Genomic DNA, 17,107 nt, shown 5'->3' with positions numbered 1-17,107 from the left:
TGTAGATACCTATGACCATCGCAGGCAAGCCAGCTCCCACATTTGGATCGGGGTACCCGCTGAAACTGCTGCGTGCTTGACGCAAAAAACGCCCCGAACCAGTCGGGGCGTTTTTCATTCAGCGTGCAGCAACCAACCGTCAGTCAGCCAACCGCCACGTCGTCCCGCCCTTGCCGTCTTCCAACACCACACCCATCGCGGTCAGTTGGTCGCGGATACGGTCGGATTCCGCCCAGTCCTTACCCGCACGCGCAGCCAGACGCGCCTGGATCAAGGCATCCACTTGTGCCGCATCCACACGCCCTTCGGCGCCGGCCTGCAGGAAGTCATCGGCCTCCATCTGCAACACGCCCAGCACACTGGCCAGCTCTTTCAAGCGTGCCGCCAAACCCGCCGCTGCGTCGATATCCGTCTCACGCAGGCGGTTGATCTCGCGCACCATCTCGAACAACACGGCGCAGGCTTCCGGGGTGCCGAAGTCGTCGTTCATGACTTCGGTGAAACGTGCCACGAACGTTTCACCGCCGGCCGGGGCGACCGCGGGCAAACCTTTCAACGCGTGGTAAAACCGTTCCAGGGCGCCCTTGGCGTCCTTGAGGTTGTCTTCCGAGTAGTTGATGGCGCTGCGGTAGTGGCTGGACACCAACAAATACCGCACCACTTCCGGATGGTACTTTTCCAGCACGTCGCGAATGGTGAAGAAGTTGTTCAAGGACTTGGACATCTTCTCGCCATTGATGCGGATCATGCCGCAGTGCATCCAGGCGTTGGCGTAGGTCTTGCCGGTGGCGGCTTCGCTCTGGGCGATTTCGTTTTCGTGGTGCGGGAACTCCAAGTCGCTGCCGCCGCCATGAATGTCGAAGGTCTCGCCCAGGCAGCAGGTGGACATTACCGAGCATTCGATGTGCCAGCCCGGACGCCCGGCGCCCCATGGCGATTCCCAGCTGGGCTCGCCCGGCTTGGTGGCTTTCCACAGCACGAAGTCGAGCGGGTCTTGCTTGGCTTCGTCGACTTCAATGCGCGCACCGATGCGCAGGTCTTCGATCTTCTTGCGCGACAGCTTGCCGTAGCCCATGAACTTGGCGACGCGGTAGTACACGTCGCCATTGCCGGGGGCGTAGGCATAGCCCTTGTCGATCAGGGTCTGGATCATCGCGTGCATGCCGGGGATGTGGTCCGTGGCGCGCGGCTCCATGTCCGGCTTGAGGATGTTGAGGCGGGCCTCATCCTCGTGCATCGCGGCGATCATGCGCTCGGTCAGCGCGTCGAACGCCTCGCCGTTTTCGTTGGCGCGGTTGATGATCTTGTCGTCGATGTCGGTGATGTTGCGCACATAGGTCAAGTCATAGCCGCTGAAACGCAACCAGCGGGTCACCAGGTCGAAGGCAACCATGCTGCGGCCGTGGCCGATGTGGCAGTAGTCGTACACGGTCATGCCGCACACGTACATGCGCACCTTGTTGCCATCGAGCGGCTTGAAGACTTCTTTGGTCTTGCTGAGTGTGTTGTAGATCGTTAGCACAACGGCTTCCTTAGAGAATCACTGGCCCCACGAATCACGCAAGGTCACGGTACGGTTGAATACCGGAGCACCAGGTTTCGAGTCCTTGATATCCGCGCAGAAGTAGCCTTCGCGCTCGAACTGGAAACGGTCTTCCGGCTGTGCGTCGCCAAGCGATGGCTCGGCACGACAACCAGTGAGTACTTGCAGGGAGTCAGGGTTGATGTTGTCGAGGAAGCTGGCGCTATCTTCGGCCTTTTCAGGATTCGGCGAGCGGAACAGACGATCGTACAAGCGCACTTCGCATTCGATGCTGGCAGCAGCCGGCACCCAGTGGACCACGCCCTTGACCTTGCGGCCCTCGGGGTTCTTGCCCAGGGTGTCAGGGTCGTAGGAGCAACGCAGTTCGACGATGTTGCCGTCGGCGTCCTTGATCGCTTCATCGGCACGGATCACGTAGCTGCCGCGCAGGCGCACTTCGCCGTTCGGTTCCAGGCGCTTGTAGCCTTTTGGCGGCTCTTCCATGAAGTCATCACGGTCGATGTAGATTTCACGGGCGAACGGCAGCTTGCGCACGCCAAGTGCTTCGTTTTGCGGATGACGCGGCAACTCGAGGTTGTCGACTTTGTCTTCCGGGTAGTTGGTGATCACGACTTTCAACGGACGCAGCACGCACATGGCGCGCGGGGCGTTCGCATCGAGGTCCTGGCGGATGCTGAACTCGAGCATGCCGAAGTCGACCACGCCGTCGGAACGGTTGGTGCCGACCATGTCGCAGAAGTTGCGGATCGACGCCGGGGTGTAGCCGCGACGGCGGAAGCCCGACAGGGTCGACATGCGCGGGTCGTCCCAGCCATGCACGTGCTTCTCATCCACCAGTTGCTTGAGCTTGCGCTTGCTGGTGATCGTGTAGTTGAGGTTCAGGCGGCTGAATTCGTACTGGCGCGGCTGGGCCGGCACCGGCAGGTTGCTCAGGAACCACTCGTACAGCGGGCGATGGCTTTCGAACTCCAGGGTGCAGATGGAATGCGTGATGCCTTCGATGGCGTCCGACTGGCCGTGGGTGAAGTCGTAGTTGGGGTAGATGCACCACTTGTCACCGGTCTGGTGGTGGTGGGCATGGCGGATGCGGTACATGATCGGATCGCGCAGGTTCATGTTCGGCGAGGCCATGTCGATCTTGGCGCGCAGCACGCGGGCGCCGTCTGGGAATTCGCCGGCGCGCATACGGTTGAACCAGTCGAGGTTCTCTTCCACCGAACGCTCACGGAACGGGCTGTTCTTGCCCGGCTCGGTCAGGGTGCCACGGTACTCCTTGGCCTGCTCGGGGGACAGATCGTCGACGTAGGCCTTGCCGGCCTTGATCAGCTCGACCGCCCAGTCGAACAACTGGTCGAAGTATTGGGAGGCATAGCGCACTTCACCGGACCATTGGAAGCCCAGCCACTTGATGTCGCTTTCGATGGCGTCGATGTATTCCTGGTCTTCCTTGGCCGGGTTGGTGTCGTCGAAACGCAGGTGCGTGACGCCACCGAACTCCTGGGCCAGGCCGAAGTTCACACAGATCGACTTGGCATGACCGATGTGCAGGTAGCCGTTGGGCTCCGGCGGGAAGCGGGTGACAATCTGCGTGTGCTTGCCCGAATCCAGGTCCGCCTGGATGATCGGGCGCAGGAAATTGACCGGGACGGCAGGTCCGGCCTTGGCATTCGAGGTAGGGTCGACAGTGGGCTTGCTCATAGGATCCTTGAACAGACAAGTACATGGCCGGGCTAGGCCGACAAAACAAAGGCGTCATCATAGCCGATGCTGTCAAGCACCTGACAGGGCAGCACCAAAAACTGCAGCATTTATTGCACCGGCGGTAAAAAACCACCTCGAAATTCCTGGCAGGCACGCTAAACTGCGCGCCTTGGCCGCTGTTTCGCCAAACCGGTCGTGGTGCCCAGGCACCCAAACCCACGAATTCCCTGAAAAGAGTAGTGAACATGACTCAAGTCAAACTGACCACCAACCACGGTGACATCGTCATCGAGCTGAACGCCGAGAAAGCGCCGATCACCGTCGCCAACTTCATCGAATACGTTAAGGCCGGCCACTACGAAAACACCGTTTTCCACCGTGTCATCGGCAACTTCATGGTCCAGGGCGGCGGTTTCGAGCCTGGCATGAAAGAAAAGAAAGACAAGCGTCCAAGCATTCAGAACGAAGCGGACAACGGCCTTTCCAACGACAAGTACACCGTCGCCATGGCCCGTACCATGGAGCCGCATTCGGCCTCCGCGCAGTTCTTCATCAACGTCGCCGACAACGCCTTCCTCAACCACACCGGCAAGAACGTGCAGGGTTGGGGCTACGCGGTGTTCGGTAAAGTCACCGAAGGCCAGGACGTCGTCGACAAGATCAAAGGCGTGCAGACCACCGGCAAGGCCGGCCACCAGGACGTTCCGGTAGAAGACGTTATCGTCGAGAAAGCCGAGATCGTTGGGTGATATTGCTGATTTCAGATTTGCATCTGGAAGAGGGACGCCCGGATATTACCCGGGCGTTTCTGGATCTGCTCCACGGCCGCGCCCGTGGCGCCCAGGCGTTGTACATTCTGGGGGACTTCTTTGAAGCCTGGATTGGCGACGATGGGATGACAGCGTTCCAACGCTCGATTTGCGCCGCCCTGCGCGAACTCAGCGACAGCGGCACCCCGATTTTCATCATGCACGGCAATCGCGATTTCCTGATCGGCAAGGCGTTCTGCAAAGCGGCAGGCGCCACCTTGCTCAAGGACCCGAGTGTCGTGCAGCTCCATGGCGAACCCGTGCTGTTGATGCACGGCGACAGCCTCTGCACCCGCGACGTCGGCTACATGAAGCTGCGACGCATCCTACGCAACCCGGTTGTGCTGTTTACCCTGCGCCATTTGCCGTTGGGCACGCGGCACAGGCTGGCGCGCAAACTGCGCAGCGAAAGCCGTGCGCAGACGCGCATGAAAGCCAACGACATCGTGGATGTGACCGCCGAGGAAGTGCCGCGGGTGATGCAGCACTTTGGCGTACGCACCCTGGTCCATGGCCACACCCACCGCCCTGCCATCCATAAGTTGCAGATTGGCGATCAGGCGGCCAAGCGCATTGTGCTAGGGGATTGGGACAAGCAAGGCTGGGCGCTGCAGGTGGATGAGCAAGGATTTGCGCTGGCGGCGTTTGACTTCGTCAATCCGCAGTTGGCGTTGCCTGGCGCCTGACTAGCAGGCAACACAAATCACCTGTGGGAGCTGGCTTGCTGCGATGCAGACAACTCGGTGAATCAGTTGTACCGAGGTGATGCTATCGCAGGCAAGCCAGCTCCCACAGTGGATTGCATTCCTACTCATGGCGGTCAGTGGCCGGAAGCCTCAGGCCCGGCCTTGGCGCCGAACGGCGGTTTGGCCAGCCATACCAGCAACATCAAGCCCACGAAGATCCATCCCATCAACGTGAAGTAGTCCACCGTGGACATCATGTACGCCTGGCTGGTGAGGATTTGGTCCAACTGCGCATACGCCTTCTGCCCTGCCCCGCCGAGCGCCTGTATCGCGTCGCGCGTGGTCGAGTCATAGGTGGTCATGTTTTCGCTCATGTACGCATGGTGCTGGTCCGCCCGGCGAATCCAGATCCAGGTGGTGAGCGAGGCCGCGAAGCTGCCGCCCAGCGTACGCAGGAAGGTCGCCAGGCCCGCGCCGTCGGCGATCTGCTGCGGCGGAAGGTCGGACATCAGGATGCTCAAGGTCGGCATGAAAAACAGCGCCACACCGATCCCCATGAACAACTGCACCAGGGCAATATGGGTGAAGTCCACCTCATTGGTGAAACCGGCGCGCATGAAGCAGCTCAAGCCCATCGCCAGGAACGACAACCCCGCCAGCAGGCGCAGGTCGAACTTGTGCGCATATTTGCCCACGAACGGTGACATCAACACCGGCAGAATGCCGATCGGCGCCACCGCCAGGCCCGCCCAGGTGGCGGTGTAGCCCATCTGGGTTTGCAGCCACTGCGGCAGGATCAGGTTGATACCGAAGAAGCCCGCATACCCGCCGATCAGCACAATGGTGCCGATGCGGAAGTTGCGGTACGCAAACAATCGCAGGTTGACCACCGGGTGCTTGTCGGTCATTTCCCAGATCACGAAAACTGCCAGCGCAACCGCTGAAATCGCCGCGCCAATGATGATGAAGTTGGACTCGAACCAATCCAGGTCATTGCCCTTGTCGAGGATGATCTGCAAGGCGCCGACACCGACGATCAGGCTCAACAGCCCCACATAGTCCATCGGCTGGTAACTGGTGACCACCGGGCGTTTCTTCAGCTGCGCGCGCACCACCATCACCGCAAAAATGCCGATGGGCACGTTGATGAAGAAGATCCATGGCCAGCTGTAACTGTCGGTGATCCAGCCACCGAGGATGGGGCCTGCAATCGGTGCCACCACCGTGACCATCGCCAATAACGCCAGGGCCATGCCGCGCCTGGCCGGCGGGTAGACCGCGATCAGCAGCGTCTGGGTCATCGGGTACAGCGGCCCGGCCACCAGGCCTTGCAACACGCGAAAGCCGATCAGCTCGGGCATCGAGGTGGAAATACCGCAGAGGAACGAGGCCAGCACAAACAGGATGGTCGCCCACAGAAACAGCTTCACCTCGCCAAAGCGGCGGCTCAGCCAACCGGTAAGCGGCAAGGCAATGGCGTTGCTCACCGCAAACGAGGTGATCACCCAGGTGCCCTGCTCCGAGCTCACGCCGAGGTTGCCGGAAATGGTCGGCAACGCCACGTTGGCGATGGTGGTGTCGAGCACCTGCATAAAGGTCGCCAGCGACAGGCCGATAGTGGCCATCAACAGGCTGGGTGGCGTGAAGGAGGCGTTATTGCTCATCAGCGTTGCGCAGCCTTGGGCGCGGCGCTGCTGTTGTCATGGATCAACTGGGTGATCATCGCGTCAGCCTCGGCCAATTGGCGGTCGTACACGTTGGTGGTAAACGAGGCCTTTTGTGGCGGTTGTTGCGCCAGCACCGGGCCGCTCTGGTCGTGCAGGTCCACATTGACTACGGTAGAGAGGCCCACGCGCAGCGGGTGTTTGGCCAGCTCTTCGGCGTTGATATGGATGCGCACCGGCACCCGTTGCACGATCTTGATCCAGTTGCCGGTGGCGTTCTGCGCCGGCAGCAGGGCGAATGCGCTGCCGGTGCCGGCGCCCAGGCTGTCCACGGTGCCGCTGTATTTCACGTCACTGCCGTAGATGTCCGACTCGATGTCCACCGGCTGGCCAATGCGCATGTCGCGCAGTTGGGTCTCCTTGAAGTTGGCGTCGATCCACAGCTGGTTCAGCGGGATCACCGCCATCAACGCCGTGCCGGGTTGCACGCGCTGGCCCAATTGCACAGTGCGCTTGGCCACGTAGCCGGTGACTGGCGCAATCAAGGTGCTGCGCGCATTAGTCAGATAGGCCTGGCGCAATTGCGCGGCGGCGGCCTGCACATCCGGGTGGGACGAGATCACCGTGTCATCCACCAGGGCATTGGTGGATTTGAGTTGCTGCTCAAGGTTGGTCAGCGCGTTCTTCGCCGCGGTCAGGCTGTCACGGGCGTGAGACAGTTCTTCCTGGGAGATCGCGCCACCCTGGGCCAGGGTCTTGCGTCGGTTGTAATTGTCCTGGGCGGTTTGCACGTCGGCTTTCTGCGCGTTGACCTGGGCCTTCATGCCGTCGACATTGCTGTACAAGCCCCGCACCTGACGCACGGTGCGGGCGAGGTTGGCCTGGGCACTTTGCAGGCCGACGGCGGCGTCGTTGGGGTCGAAATTGATCAGCACCTGGCCTTCATGAACCAGGTCGCCATCGTCGGCGCCGATGCTGACCACGGTGCCGGTGACCAGCGGGGTGATTTCCACCACGTTGCCGTTCACATAGGCGTCATCCGTGCTTTCGTTGAAGCGCCCGTAAAGTTCATACCAGCCCCATACGCCAACAATGGCGAGGATGACGATCAGCGCCAGGCCGATCAGCATCACTTTGCGTTTGCGCGGATTGTTGTCTTGCTTGGATTGTTCAGTTGCGTTGTTGCTGTCGGCAGTGGCCATGACAAATACCTCAAATTATTCCGAGCGTGTGGCGGGGGTGGTTGCGGCCACGTTGTTGGCGCCGTAGCCGCCACCCAGGGCCTGCATCAATTGAATCGACAGATCGATCTGCGCGGCATTCAGGCTCGCCAGCTGGCGCTGGGCCTGCAGCAATTGCTGCTCGATGCTGAGCACATCCAGGTAGTTACCGATCCCGGAGCTGTAGCGCTGCACGCCAGTGTCGTAGGACTGCTGGGCAATGTCCGCTGCGTGTTGCTGGGCCTGGATCTGCCGGCCGGTGTCGCGCAGTTGCGAGAGGGTGGTGCCGATATCGCCCAGGGCTTGCACCAGAGTCTTGTTGTACTGGGCCACGGCCAGGTCGTAGTCGGCGTCGCGGGCATCGAGATCGGCACGCAGGCGGCCGCCGTCGAAGATCGGCAGCGAGATCGTTGGCGCAATATTGAAGAAGCGGCTGGCCGGACCAAACATCGCATCGCCCAGCAACGACTCGGCCCCGGCGCTCGCGCTCAGGTTGAGGTTGGGGTAGAAGCGGGTCTTGCTCGCATCAATGTTCCGGGCCGCCGCTTCGACGCGCCAGCGCGCGGCAATCAGGTCCGGACGCCGGCCCAGCAGCTCGGCGGGCAGCACCGAAGGCACGGCGACCGCGCCGGGTTTGAGCACGGTGGGCCGCGCCAGCTCATTGCCACGGTCCGGGCCTTTGCCGAGCAGCACGGCCAGGGCGATTTTCGCGCTCTGCAGCTGTTTTTCCGCATCGATCAGTTGCGACTGCGAGCTGGCTTCCAGGCTCTCGGTCTGCTGGTACTGGTACTGGCTGTCGATGCCAGAATCCAGGCGACGCTTGCTCAGGTCGAGCATCTGCCGGGTGCGTTTGAGGTCATCATTGGCCAGGTCTCGCACGATGTGCGCCTGGCCCAGGTCGCTGTAGGCCTTGGCGACGTTGGCGGCCAGCGTCAGGCGCGCCGCCTGCTGATCAACCTGGGCGGCACGGGCCTCGCCCAACGCGGCTTCCCAGGCGGCGCGCTGGCCACCCCAGAGGTCGAAGTTGTAATTGAACCTGGCGCCGATGTTGCGCACGGTCGAATAGGCATCACCTTCGCCGCGCGGGTCCTGGTCTCTGGCCAGGCGTGAACGGCTGACACCGGCGCTGGCATCCAGGGTCGGCATGCGCTCGGCGTTGGCGGCGTAAGCGGCGGCTTCGGCCTGGTGAGCCCGAGCGCTGGCCACTTGCATGTCGGGGCTGTTGTGCAGAGCTTCCTGGATCAGGCCGTCGAGCTGCGGGTCGCCGAGGCTTTTCCACCAGTCGGCGCTGGGCCAGGCGGCGCTCGACAGGGTCACGCCGTTCAGGGACTGTCCGGTTTGCAGGGTATTGGCGTCCAGGCGCTTGCCTTGGGTATCGAGGCCGCTGTAGTTGGCGCAACCGGCCATGCTCATGGCGGCGAGCACCAGGCAAAGGGCACGTGTGTTCATGTGTTACCTACCCGCTGCAGGGTGATGGGATCACCGGCAGCTACCAGAATTTTCTTGAGGATGCGTTCCAGGGTTTCCAGCTCGCCAGGCTCCAGTGCCCCCGCCAACTGGTTCAACGCCTGGGCGCCGATGTGCGGCAGCATGTCCGCCAGGCGCTGGCCGCCCGCGGTCAGCACCAACTGCACCTGGCGGCGATCCAGCTCGGAGCGTTTGCGGCTGAGCAAGTCTTTTTGCTCCAGGCGGTCGAGCATCCGCGTCATCGAACCGCTGTCCAGGGACAGGTGGCGGCACAGCTCTGCCGGAGTGTCGACGCCGAACTGGGCCATGATGATCAACACCTTGAACTGCGCGGCGGTGATGCCGTGGGGTTCCATGTGGGTGTCGATGATGCGGTCCTTGAGAATCGCGGCGCGCCCCAACAACAGGCCGAGGTGGCAGTTATGGAAATTTTCAGGGGTGAAGTGCGGCATCGAGAGTCACCTTATTACTGCCTAGGCAGTGAATGTGCGACGAGATATTACTGCTTAGGCAGCGAATGTCAAATGGAATTATTAGCTTGCTTGGTACTTACATGGGCTGGCAGGCTGCAATGCAGACACCTGTGGGAGCGGGCTTGCCTGCGATAGCGGTATAGGTATCTACACATCTTTGTAGTGAGCGGGCTTGCCCCGCGCTGGGCTGCGAAGCGGCCCCAAATAAAGCCACCGCGGAGTCCAGATAGAACCAGGTCGCCTGGTTTGGGGCGGCTTCGCCACCCAGCGCGGGGCAAGCCCGCTCACTACACGAAGATTTTTCAGCCTTTGAAAGTTGTGTAGATACCTATGGCTATCGCAGGCAAGCCAGCTCCCACATTTTTGACGAGTACGGATCAGAAATCGCGCTTGTAGAAGATATCCAGGGAGCTGGCCACGCCGCTCGCCACCTCCAGATACACCTTCTTGCTCAACAGATAGCGCAAGGCAATGGTGCTGGCCGGCTCGAAAACCCCTACCCCGTAACGCAGGCTGAGTTTCTCCGTGATCTTGCCACTGGCCACCACGGCGGTCTTATTGCCGCTGCCCTGGGTATCGAGGTCGAAATCCTGGATGCCCAGTTTGTTGGCCAGGTCTGACGTAACCCCGGCGCTGCCCATCAACCCCAGGCCCAGCGCGGCCTGGGCCAGCATGTTGTTGTCTTCACCGGTGGTGCTCAACGGACGCCCCAGCACGAGGTAGGACAGCGCCTGTTCCTGGCCCATGGCCGGTTCAGAGAAGACTTGTGTGGCGGGGTGTTCGGCGCTGCCGCTCAGGCGGATGCCGGCGACCACCTCGTCGGTCTTGCGGATCGCTTCGATGTCCAGGTACGGCTGGTCCAGCGGTCCCGCGAACAACAGCCGTGCCCGTCGCACATCGAGTTTCTGGCCGTAGGCGCGGTAGCGGCCGTCGTTCAGCCATAGCTCGCCACGGGTGTCGAGGTTGTCGCCGATATGCACGTGGCCCTGCACCTTGGCGGTGAGGCCGAAGCCCGAGAAGTTGAGCCGGTCTTCGCCCACCACCACATCGATATCCATGGCCATGGCCATCGCGGGCTTGCCCTCTTCGGTCTGGCTGCCGACGATCACGGTGTCGTCCGAGACCTTGACGGTAGACGGTGGCAGTTCGCGCACCGTGATATCACCACGCGGGATGTGCACCTTGCCGGCGACGGCCAGCTTGTCGTCCTTCAGGCTGATGGTCAGGTCGGGCGCCACTTCCAGCACCGCGTAAGGCTCGACCGTCACCGGCAGTTGCGCGCCTTGCAACTTGAGGTCCATCGCCAGGGCCTGGCCCCAGTCGATCCGGCCCTTGAGACTGCCCTGCCCGGCCTTGCCACTGCGCCAGCCGCCGTTGAGCTGCACGCTGTCGCCGGCGATCAGCGCCTGCACGTTCAGGTCTTCCAGGCTGAGGGGCAGTTCCGGGCCGGACACCTCACCGCCCACCAGGTTGACGCTGCCGTTGACCTGAGGCGCCAGCAAGCCACCGGAGAGACGACCGCTGCCATTGAGCTTGCCGCTGAGGGTCTCCACCATCGGCACGAAGGGTCGTGCCACCGCGAGGTCAAGGCCAACCAGGCTGAAGTTGCCCGTGATCGGCTTGTCTTTCGGCAAGGGGTTGATCTGCGCCTGCAACAGCAGCTCGCCGAGCTTGCCGCCATGGAAGTTCAACTGCGTGTCGATGCGCTTGGGGTTGAGGGTGGTTTCCAGCTTCAGGGTGTCGTAGGGGAAATCCAGCCACTGGTGCTTGTCCTTGACGCGCAAGGTGCCGCCGCTGGCATCCACCGAGACCAGGCCTTTGGGGCCGCTGTCGGGCAGGTCCAGTTGCAGGTCGGCGTTGAGCTTGCCCTGCCAGGCAAAATCCTTGGGCATGAACGCCGCCAGGCTGTCGATGGGAAATTGCTTGAGGTGGTAGCGCAGCTTCGGCTCGGGCATCAGACGCTGGTCTTCGCCGCACAGGCTGGCGGCCCCGGACACCCAGCAGTGCGCGGCAAACGTCAATTTGCCATCGGCCAGGCGCTCGACCTTCGCCGGTGCCTGCAGCTTCCAGTCCTGGCCGCCGGCTTGCACAGCGCCACTGGCCAGGCGCCCGCGCCAATTGCCGTGGTCGAGGTTGCCATCCAACGCCAGCGCCAGCTTGACCAAGGGCCCGGCCAAATCCAGCTGGACCTTTTGCTGCTTGATATCGCCCTGGGCGCTGGCCGTCAGCGTGCCGACCTGAGTGTCGCCGGACTGAATACCGTTGCCCTTAAGGTCGAGCCTGGCACGCTGGGCATTATCGAGGCTGGCGTCCAGGGCGAGGTTCTGCAGGCGATTGTCGGCAAATGCCAGTTGCTGGCCCTTGAGGGCGAGTTTGCCTTGCGGCGCCTTGAGGCTGCCGGCCACGTCGAGGCGGCCGTTGACCTGCCCGCGTAACTGCGGCCACAGCTGGGCCAGGCGCGCCAACTTGATATCGATCTGGCCAGCCAGGCGTTGCTGCAAGCTGCCGCTGCCATTGATGCGGTTATCGCCCAGGCGAACATCGAGGTTGGCGAGAGTCCACTGCTCGCCCGCACCCTCGGCCTTGGCCGCCAGCACCGCGGTTTGCCCACGCAGGCGACCCTTGAGGTCAAGGTCGGCATTGAGCTTGAGTTGCTCGTTTTTGAACTCGCCCTTGCTGCGCAACGGCCCGGCCAGGGTGCCGGGCAACTCAGCCACCCAGTACGCCGGGTTCAATGCCGACAGGTCCAGGGCCGTGTCCCAGGCGATGCCATCGGCGAATTGCAGGTTCAGGTGGCCTTCGGCCTTGCCCTGGCCGGCGCTGAGTTTCAGTTCGGGCAGGAAGAGTTGCTTGAGGTCGCCACTGAACGGTGTGACTACATTGAATTTGCCGGCGGGGCCGTCGAGATCGGCCTTGAGATTGCCCAGATAGTTGCCGTCTTTGTAGGATATCTCACCGTTGAACGTACGGAGCGCGACGTGTGGCTCATCGATCAGGGGATAGAGGCGATGCCAGGGAAAGTCCAGCCAATCGATCCTGGCGTCGGCGCTGAAGCCTTGTTGCCAGTCCAATTGGGCTGAAAGTTTCAGGCTTTGCTTGTCACCGGCGTTCAAGTCCAGCCCGGCGATCTGCGCGCCCTTGGCGTCAACCTTGCCCCGCAGAAGCATCTGCACCGGGCCTTTTTCCGCCGGGAGCACGGCGCGCCCGAGCAGTTGGTAACCGCTTGCCAAATCCCCCTTGGCGCTAAGGTCGAGTTGGTTGAGTTGCAGGGTGTCCGGCAACTCGGCGCTGGGCTTGAAGCCGTCCGAGGTGATGCGCAATTGAGCCGGAAGGTTTTGCGCCAGGAGTTGCAGTTCGCCCGTGAGCCTGGCCGGCAGATAGCCCGTGCTGTCGGCGTCGAGCTTGAGGGTCTTGAGCAGGTCGCCATCGATCTTGAACGCGACGTTCCACGCAGCGCCGCCCGGCGCGTAGGGCAGGCTCAGGTGACCGCTGGCGGCCAAAGGCCAGTCGCCAGCAGTTTGCAGCAGGCCGGCCAAGTCCAGCACCAGATCCTCGCGTTGCAGGTGCACCGAATCGATGCGCAGGCCGGCAGCGGTCCAATGCGCGGCCAATTGCAGGCCCTTGAGTTCTTCAGTGCCGTTGAACAGCAGGCTACCGACGCGAACCTCGCCCAATTGGATGGCCAGCGGCAGGTCCAGGTCGGGTAGTTGGACCGGTCCGCTGCTGTCCTCGGTACCCGGTGGAAATTGCAGACTGACCTGTTCAACGTCCAAGCGGTCGATGCACAAGGTCAGGCGCAACAGGCACGCTGGCGACCAATCAAGCAACGGCGCCTTGAGTTCGACACGGCTGCTGTCCTGCTGCCACAACAGATGGTCGGCGCTCCACTGGCCGCCCAAATGTCCCTGGAAGTTCTCCACGCTCAAACCCGCTACGCGGCCCAACGCCCAGCGGCTGCCCGCCTGGGTGCCCAGCACCGTCCACAGCGCCAGTAGCAGCACGGCAAGGACGGCCACCACGGCCAGCCCGGCTATTTTCACACCACGCATCACAGCTCAGGCCCCATGGAAAAGTGCAAGCGAATACCGCCCGGATCTTCGAGGGCATGGGCCAGGTCGAGGCGAATAGGCCCCACCGGCGACACCCAGCGCACGCCTACGCCCACACCGGTTTTCAGGCTGGGCAAATCCAGGTTGTTGAAGGAGTTGCCCTGGTCGATAAAGGTCGCGATCCGCCATTTATCGGTGATGGAATATTGATACTCGGCGCTCAGGGCCACCATGTAGCGCCCGCCGATACGTTCGCCCCGGTTGTTCTTGGGCGACAGCGTCTGGTACGCGTAGCCGCGCACGCTCTGGTCGCCACCGGCAAAGAAACGCAGTGACGGCGGCACCGACTGGTAGCCGTTGGTGGCGCTGCCGCCCACCTGCGCGCGGGCCAGGAAGCGGTGGTTGTCCCACAGGGTGGTCAGGCCTTTGACCATGGCGGTGCCGTAAAGCAGGTTGGTGTCGGAACCCAGCCCTTCCTTGGCGACCTTGGCATCGAACGCCAGGCGATAGCCATTGTGCGGATCGATGCGGTTGTCGCTGCGCAGGTATGAGTAGTTGATACCCGGCATCACCAGGTTGCTCAGGCCCGAGTCGTCGCCCAGGCGATACTCTTCGCGCTGGTACTTGAGCGAGATCACCCGCGTCCAGCCGCTGGGTAACTTGCTGTGCCATTCGGGGCCGAGGGTGAGCAATTTACTCAGGGTATCGGTGTCGGCGATTTCTTCATTCTGATAGCCCCCGGCAAAACGCAGTTTGTCGGTCAGCGGCGGGTCCAGAGGAATGTCGTACCACAGGCCGACGTTCTGGCGCGGCGCCGACAGCTCGGCCTCCCAACCGTAGCTATGCCCTTGGGGGTTGACCCAATGGCGGGTCCAGTTGGCCCGGCCGCGCGGGCCGACGTCGGTGGAGAACCCGAGCCCCAGGCCCATGGTGCGCGGCTTGCGGGTCTCCAGGCGCACGGCCACGGGGATGATGTCGTCGGTTGAAGTCGCGGGCGCGGCGTCCACGCGCACGCCTTCGAAAAAGCCGCTGGCCTGCAGGTTCTGGTTAAGCTCGGCGATCAATTCGGAATCGTAGGGCGTGCCGCTTTTGAACGGCACCATGCGTTGCAGCAGGTCGTCGTCGAACGGTGTATCGCCGGCAAAGCTGACTTTACCCAGGGTGTAGCGCGGGCCACTGTTGTAGATGAGTTCGATATCGGCGACACCGGCCTGCGGGTCTACCGAGAGTGTCTGCCGGGTAAAGCGCCCGCTGAAAAAGCCGTAGCGCGAGGCCTGGTTCTGGATCAGGCGCTTGGCGTCTTCGTAGTGGCCGTGGTTGAGCACCGCGCCGGATTTGAGGCCGTCGCTGACGGGCACGCGAAAGGCCTTGAGGTCGGCGGCCTGGCCGTCGACCCGAATGGTCACGTTACGCAAATGCACCGGTTCGCCGGGGTCGATGGTGAGGACAAGGCGCGGAGTCTTGCCGCCCTTCACCTCACTGTCGATACGAGGTTGATAGAAGCCCAAGGCCTGGGCGGCCTTGCGCGCCTGCTCTTCGGCACCACGGCTGAAGCGCAGCAAGGCCTCTTCATCACGATCGCCGACCCCGCCGATGTAGCCTTCGATGTTGGCTTTCAACGCGTCGTTCGAAGGCTTGATCCGCACGTCCAATTCGCTTTGCGCCAAGGCACCGCAGCTTGTGAACAGCAGAATCAAGCCGCTGGTAAATCTTCCTGGAAACTTCATAGGCGCGGATGCTACACGAGCTGGGGAGAATTTTAGAACTCAGACATTTCTGAAAAATTCTGAGTTAAACCGTAGCCGCCTGTACTGCCTGGGGGTTGGGATGGAAAAACACGTGTTCCAGGATGGGCCCTACAGCCACTTCGCCAATCTCCTCGTAGCCCTGGCGCTTATAGAAATCCAGGTAGCGTGAATTGCCCGTATCCAGCACCACGCCGGAAGAATGCGGGTCTTCTGCGCACCAGTTGTGTACCGCTTCCAGTAATTGCTCGCCGTAGTGTTTGCCCTGAAACTGCGGGTGAATGCCCAACAAGGGCAGCACATGCACCGACTCGCTGGGCAGGCACGCCAGCACCGCGTGATGGTAGTCGAGGTAACGCCGCGTGCCGCGCACGCCGGTGCTCAGCCACATGCGAATTTGCCAGGCCCAACTCTCGGTGATCCCCAGGCGTCGCTGCGGTGGCGCGATCAGGGCGATGCCGATCAGCCGGTCGTTGACGAACAGGCCGATTGCGGGAAGTTTCTGAAAGAAATGCTGCTTGACCAACTCGCGCACGGTGGCGCGTACCCGTTGCTCGTAGCCCGCCCGCTCGGCTTCGAAGATGTAGGCAAAGGTCGGTTCGTGACGATAGGCTTGATACAGCAGGGAGCGGGCCTCGCGGGAATAGCCGCTGTTGAGCAGACGGATTTCGGCAGTGGCGGTCAGTGTGTCAGACATACAATAAATCTCCCTGGGCACCGCTCGGAAGACGGCGTGCTCATGGGTACGAACCCAAGCGGCACGAGTCGTTCCCAGACATTAGCAGCGCAACGGCCATACCGCCACGCTGGCCCCCGTCCGACTTGTCCGCTAGCATCGCCCTTTTGCCAGGACGTCACCTGCGACCATGAAAATCGTCTCTTTCAATATAAACGGGCTGCGCGCCCGCCCTCATCAGCTGGCGGCGCTGATCGAGAAGCACCAACCGGATGTGATCGGCCTGCAGGAAACCAAGGTGCACGACGACCAGTTCCCGTTGGCCGAAGTGCAGGCCCTGGGCTATCACGTGTACTACCACGGCCAGAAAGGTCACTACGGCGTGGCCCTGCTTTCGCGCCTGCCGGCGCTGAGCCTGCACAAAGGCTTTGCCAGCGACGAAGAAGACGCCCAGCGCCGGTTTATCTGGGGCACTTTCGCCGATGAAAACGGCCACCCGGTGACCATCATGAACGGCTATTTCCCCCAGGGCGAAAGCCGCGACCACCCGACCAAGTTCCCGGCCAAGCAGCGCTTTTATGAAGACCTGCAGCAGTTGCTCGAAAGCCAGTTCAGCAATGACCAGGCGCTGGTGGTGATGGGTGACGTGAATATTTCCCCTGAAGATTGCGACATCGGCATCGGTGCCGACAACGCCAAGCGTTGGCTCAAGACCGGCAAGTGCAGCTTCCTGCCGGAAGAACGCGAGTGGATGGCCCGCCTGAAGAACTGGGGCCTGGTGGACAGCTTCCGTCACCTGAACCCGGACGTGGCCGACCGATTCAGCTGGTTCGACTACCGCAGCCGCGGCTTTGAAGATGAGCCCAAGCGCGGGCTGCGGATTGACGTGATCCTGGCGTCCAATGGTTTGCTGGGGCGGGTCAAGGATGCAGGGGTGGATTACGAACTGCGCGGGCTGGAAAAACCGTCGGATCATGCGCCGATCTGGCTTGAACTGAGCTGATCTGAAGACTGGTGAATATCTAAATGTGGGAGCTGGCTTGCCACAGTTTGATCCCTGGCGTGTCAGTCATA

12 protein-coding genes are annotated in these 17,107 nt (G+C 62.1%); 3 read left to right on the top strand and 9 right to left on the bottom strand.

The window, feature by feature from the left end:
* Nucleotides 1-139: 139 nt before the first annotated feature.
* Nucleotides 140-1,522: a cysteine--tRNA ligase gene (gene cysS, locus ACLH0H_RS19810; RefSeq protein WP_411379304.1), complete on the bottom strand. Its 1,383-nt coding sequence runs from the start codon at nt 1,520-1,522 to the stop codon at nt 140-142.
* 18 nt (nt 1,523-1,540) lie between these two features.
* Nucleotides 1,541-3,241, bottom strand: coding sequence for a glutamine--tRNA ligase/YqeY domain fusion protein (locus ACLH0H_RS19805; protein WP_411379303.1), 1,701 nt, complete (start codon nt 3,239-3,241; stop codon nt 1,541-1,543).
* Nucleotides 3,242-3,489: 248 nt separating this feature from the next.
* Here ACLH0H_RS19805 and ACLH0H_RS19800 point away from each other — a divergent pair, with 248 nt between their 5' ends.
* The gene (locus ACLH0H_RS19800) at nt 3,490-3,993 is read left to right on the top strand and encodes a peptidylprolyl isomerase (protein ID WP_186689731.1); all 504 of its coding nucleotides are present in this window, start codon (nt 3,490-3,492) and stop codon (nt 3,991-3,993) included.
* The gene (gene lpxH / locus ACLH0H_RS19795; RefSeq protein ID WP_411379302.1) at nt 3,990-4,739 is read left to right on the top strand and encodes a UDP-2,3-diacylglucosamine diphosphatase; all 750 of its coding nucleotides are present in this window, start codon (nt 3,990-3,992) and stop codon (nt 4,737-4,739) included. Before ACLH0H_RS19800 ends, lpxH begins: the two co-directional genes overlap by 4 nt.
* A 134-nt stretch (nt 4,740-4,873) precedes the next feature.
* Here lpxH and ACLH0H_RS19790 read toward each other — a convergent pair whose 3' ends face one another.
* From ACLH0H_RS19790 to ACLH0H_RS19760, 7 genes are all read right to left on the bottom strand, one after another.
* The gene (locus ACLH0H_RS19790) at nt 4,874-6,403 is read right to left on the bottom strand and encodes a DHA2 family efflux MFS transporter permease subunit (RefSeq protein WP_411379301.1); all 1,530 of its coding nucleotides are present in this window, start codon (nt 6,401-6,403) and stop codon (nt 4,874-4,876) included.
* On the bottom strand, nt 6,403-7,605 hold the full coding sequence (locus ACLH0H_RS19785; protein WP_411379300.1) for an efflux RND transporter periplasmic adaptor subunit: 1,203 nt from the start codon (nt 7,603-7,605) through the stop codon (nt 6,403-6,405). The genes ACLH0H_RS19790 and ACLH0H_RS19785 overlap by 1 nt, the downstream gene beginning before the upstream one ends.
* Nucleotides 7,606-7,620: 15 nt before the next feature.
* On the bottom strand, nt 7,621-9,072 hold the full coding sequence (locus ACLH0H_RS19780) for an efflux transporter outer membrane subunit (protein ID WP_411379299.1): 1,452 nt from the start codon (nt 9,070-9,072) through the stop codon (nt 7,621-7,623).
* Nucleotides 9,069-9,542 carry a MarR family winged helix-turn-helix transcriptional regulator gene (locus ACLH0H_RS19775; protein WP_307391782.1) on the bottom strand — a complete coding sequence of 158 codons (474 nt, stop codon included), beginning with the start codon at nt 9,540-9,542 and terminating at the stop codon, nt 9,069-9,071. The genes ACLH0H_RS19780 and ACLH0H_RS19775 overlap by 4 nt, the downstream gene beginning before the upstream one ends.
* Before the next feature lie 398 nt (nt 9,543-9,940).
* Nucleotides 9,941-13,612: a translocation/assembly module TamB domain-containing protein gene (locus ACLH0H_RS19770; RefSeq protein WP_411379298.1), complete on the bottom strand. Its 3,672-nt coding sequence runs from the start codon at nt 13,610-13,612 to the stop codon at nt 9,941-9,943.
* Nucleotides 13,612-15,339, bottom strand: coding sequence for an autotransporter assembly complex protein TamA (locus tag ACLH0H_RS19765; RefSeq protein WP_411379297.1), 1,728 nt, complete (start codon nt 15,337-15,339; stop codon nt 13,612-13,614). Before ACLH0H_RS19765 ends, ACLH0H_RS19770 begins: the two co-directional genes overlap by 1 nt.
* Before the next feature lie 64 nt (nt 15,340-15,403).
* The gene (locus ACLH0H_RS19760; RefSeq protein WP_076950855.1) at nt 15,404-16,054 is read right to left on the bottom strand and encodes a GNAT family N-acetyltransferase; all 651 of its coding nucleotides are present in this window, start codon (nt 16,052-16,054) and stop codon (nt 15,404-15,406) included.
* A 169-nt stretch (nt 16,055-16,223) separates the two neighbouring features.
* On the opposite strand from ACLH0H_RS19760, the gene xthA reads away from it, so the two are divergent.
* Nucleotides 16,224-17,036: an exodeoxyribonuclease III gene (gene xthA, locus ACLH0H_RS19755; RefSeq protein ID WP_411379296.1), complete on the top strand. Its 813-nt coding sequence runs from the start codon at nt 16,224-16,226 to the stop codon at nt 17,034-17,036.
* The last annotated feature ends 71 nt before the right edge of the window (nt 17,037-17,107 follow it).

Origin of the sequence: Pseudomonas sp. MPB26 (assembly GCF_046605355.1) — a bacterium.
GTDB lineage: Bacteria > Pseudomonadota > Gammaproteobacteria > Pseudomonadales > Pseudomonadaceae > Aquipseudomonas > Aquipseudomonas cedrina.
Note: the sequence above shows the minus strand (reverse complement) of the source record. Positions and strands in the feature narration are given on the sequence as shown.

Bases quoted from the DNA above. Each gene is read 5' to 3' on its own strand.
- ACLH0H_RS19805 (WP_411379303.1), bottom strand. From the start codon at position 3,241: ATGAGCAAGCCCACTGTCGACCCTACCTCGAATGCCAAGGCCGGACCT.
- ACLH0H_RS19800 (WP_186689731.1), top strand. From the start codon at position 3,490: ATGACTCAAGTCAAACTGACCACCAACCACGGTGACATCGTCATCGAG.
- ACLH0H_RS19790 (WP_411379301.1), bottom strand. From the start codon at position 6,403: ATGAGCAATAACGCCTCCTTCACGCCACCCAGCCTGTTGATGGCCACT.
- ACLH0H_RS19785 (WP_411379300.1), bottom strand. From the start codon at position 7,605: ATGGCCACTGCCGACAGCAACAACGCAACTGAACAATCCAAGCAAGAC.
- ACLH0H_RS19780 (WP_411379299.1), bottom strand. From the start codon at position 9,072: ATGAACACACGTGCCCTTTGCCTGGTGCTCGCCGCCATGAGCATGGCC.
- ACLH0H_RS19775 (WP_307391782.1), bottom strand. From the start codon at position 9,542: ATGCCGCACTTCACCCCTGAAAATTTCCATAACTGCCACCTCGGCCTG.
- ACLH0H_RS19770 (WP_411379298.1), bottom strand. From the start codon at position 13,612: ATGCGTGGTGTGAAAATAGCCGGGCTGGCCGTGGTGGCCGTCCTTGCC.
- ACLH0H_RS19765 (WP_411379297.1), bottom strand. From the start codon at position 15,339: ATGAAGTTTCCAGGAAGATTTACCAGCGGCTTGATTCTGCTGTTCACA.
- ACLH0H_RS19760 (WP_076950855.1), bottom strand. From the start codon at position 16,054: ATGTCTGACACACTGACCGCCACTGCCGAAATCCGTCTGCTCAACAGC.
- xthA (WP_411379296.1), top strand. From the start codon at position 16,224: ATGAAAATCGTCTCTTTCAATATAAACGGGCTGCGCGCCCGCCCTCAT.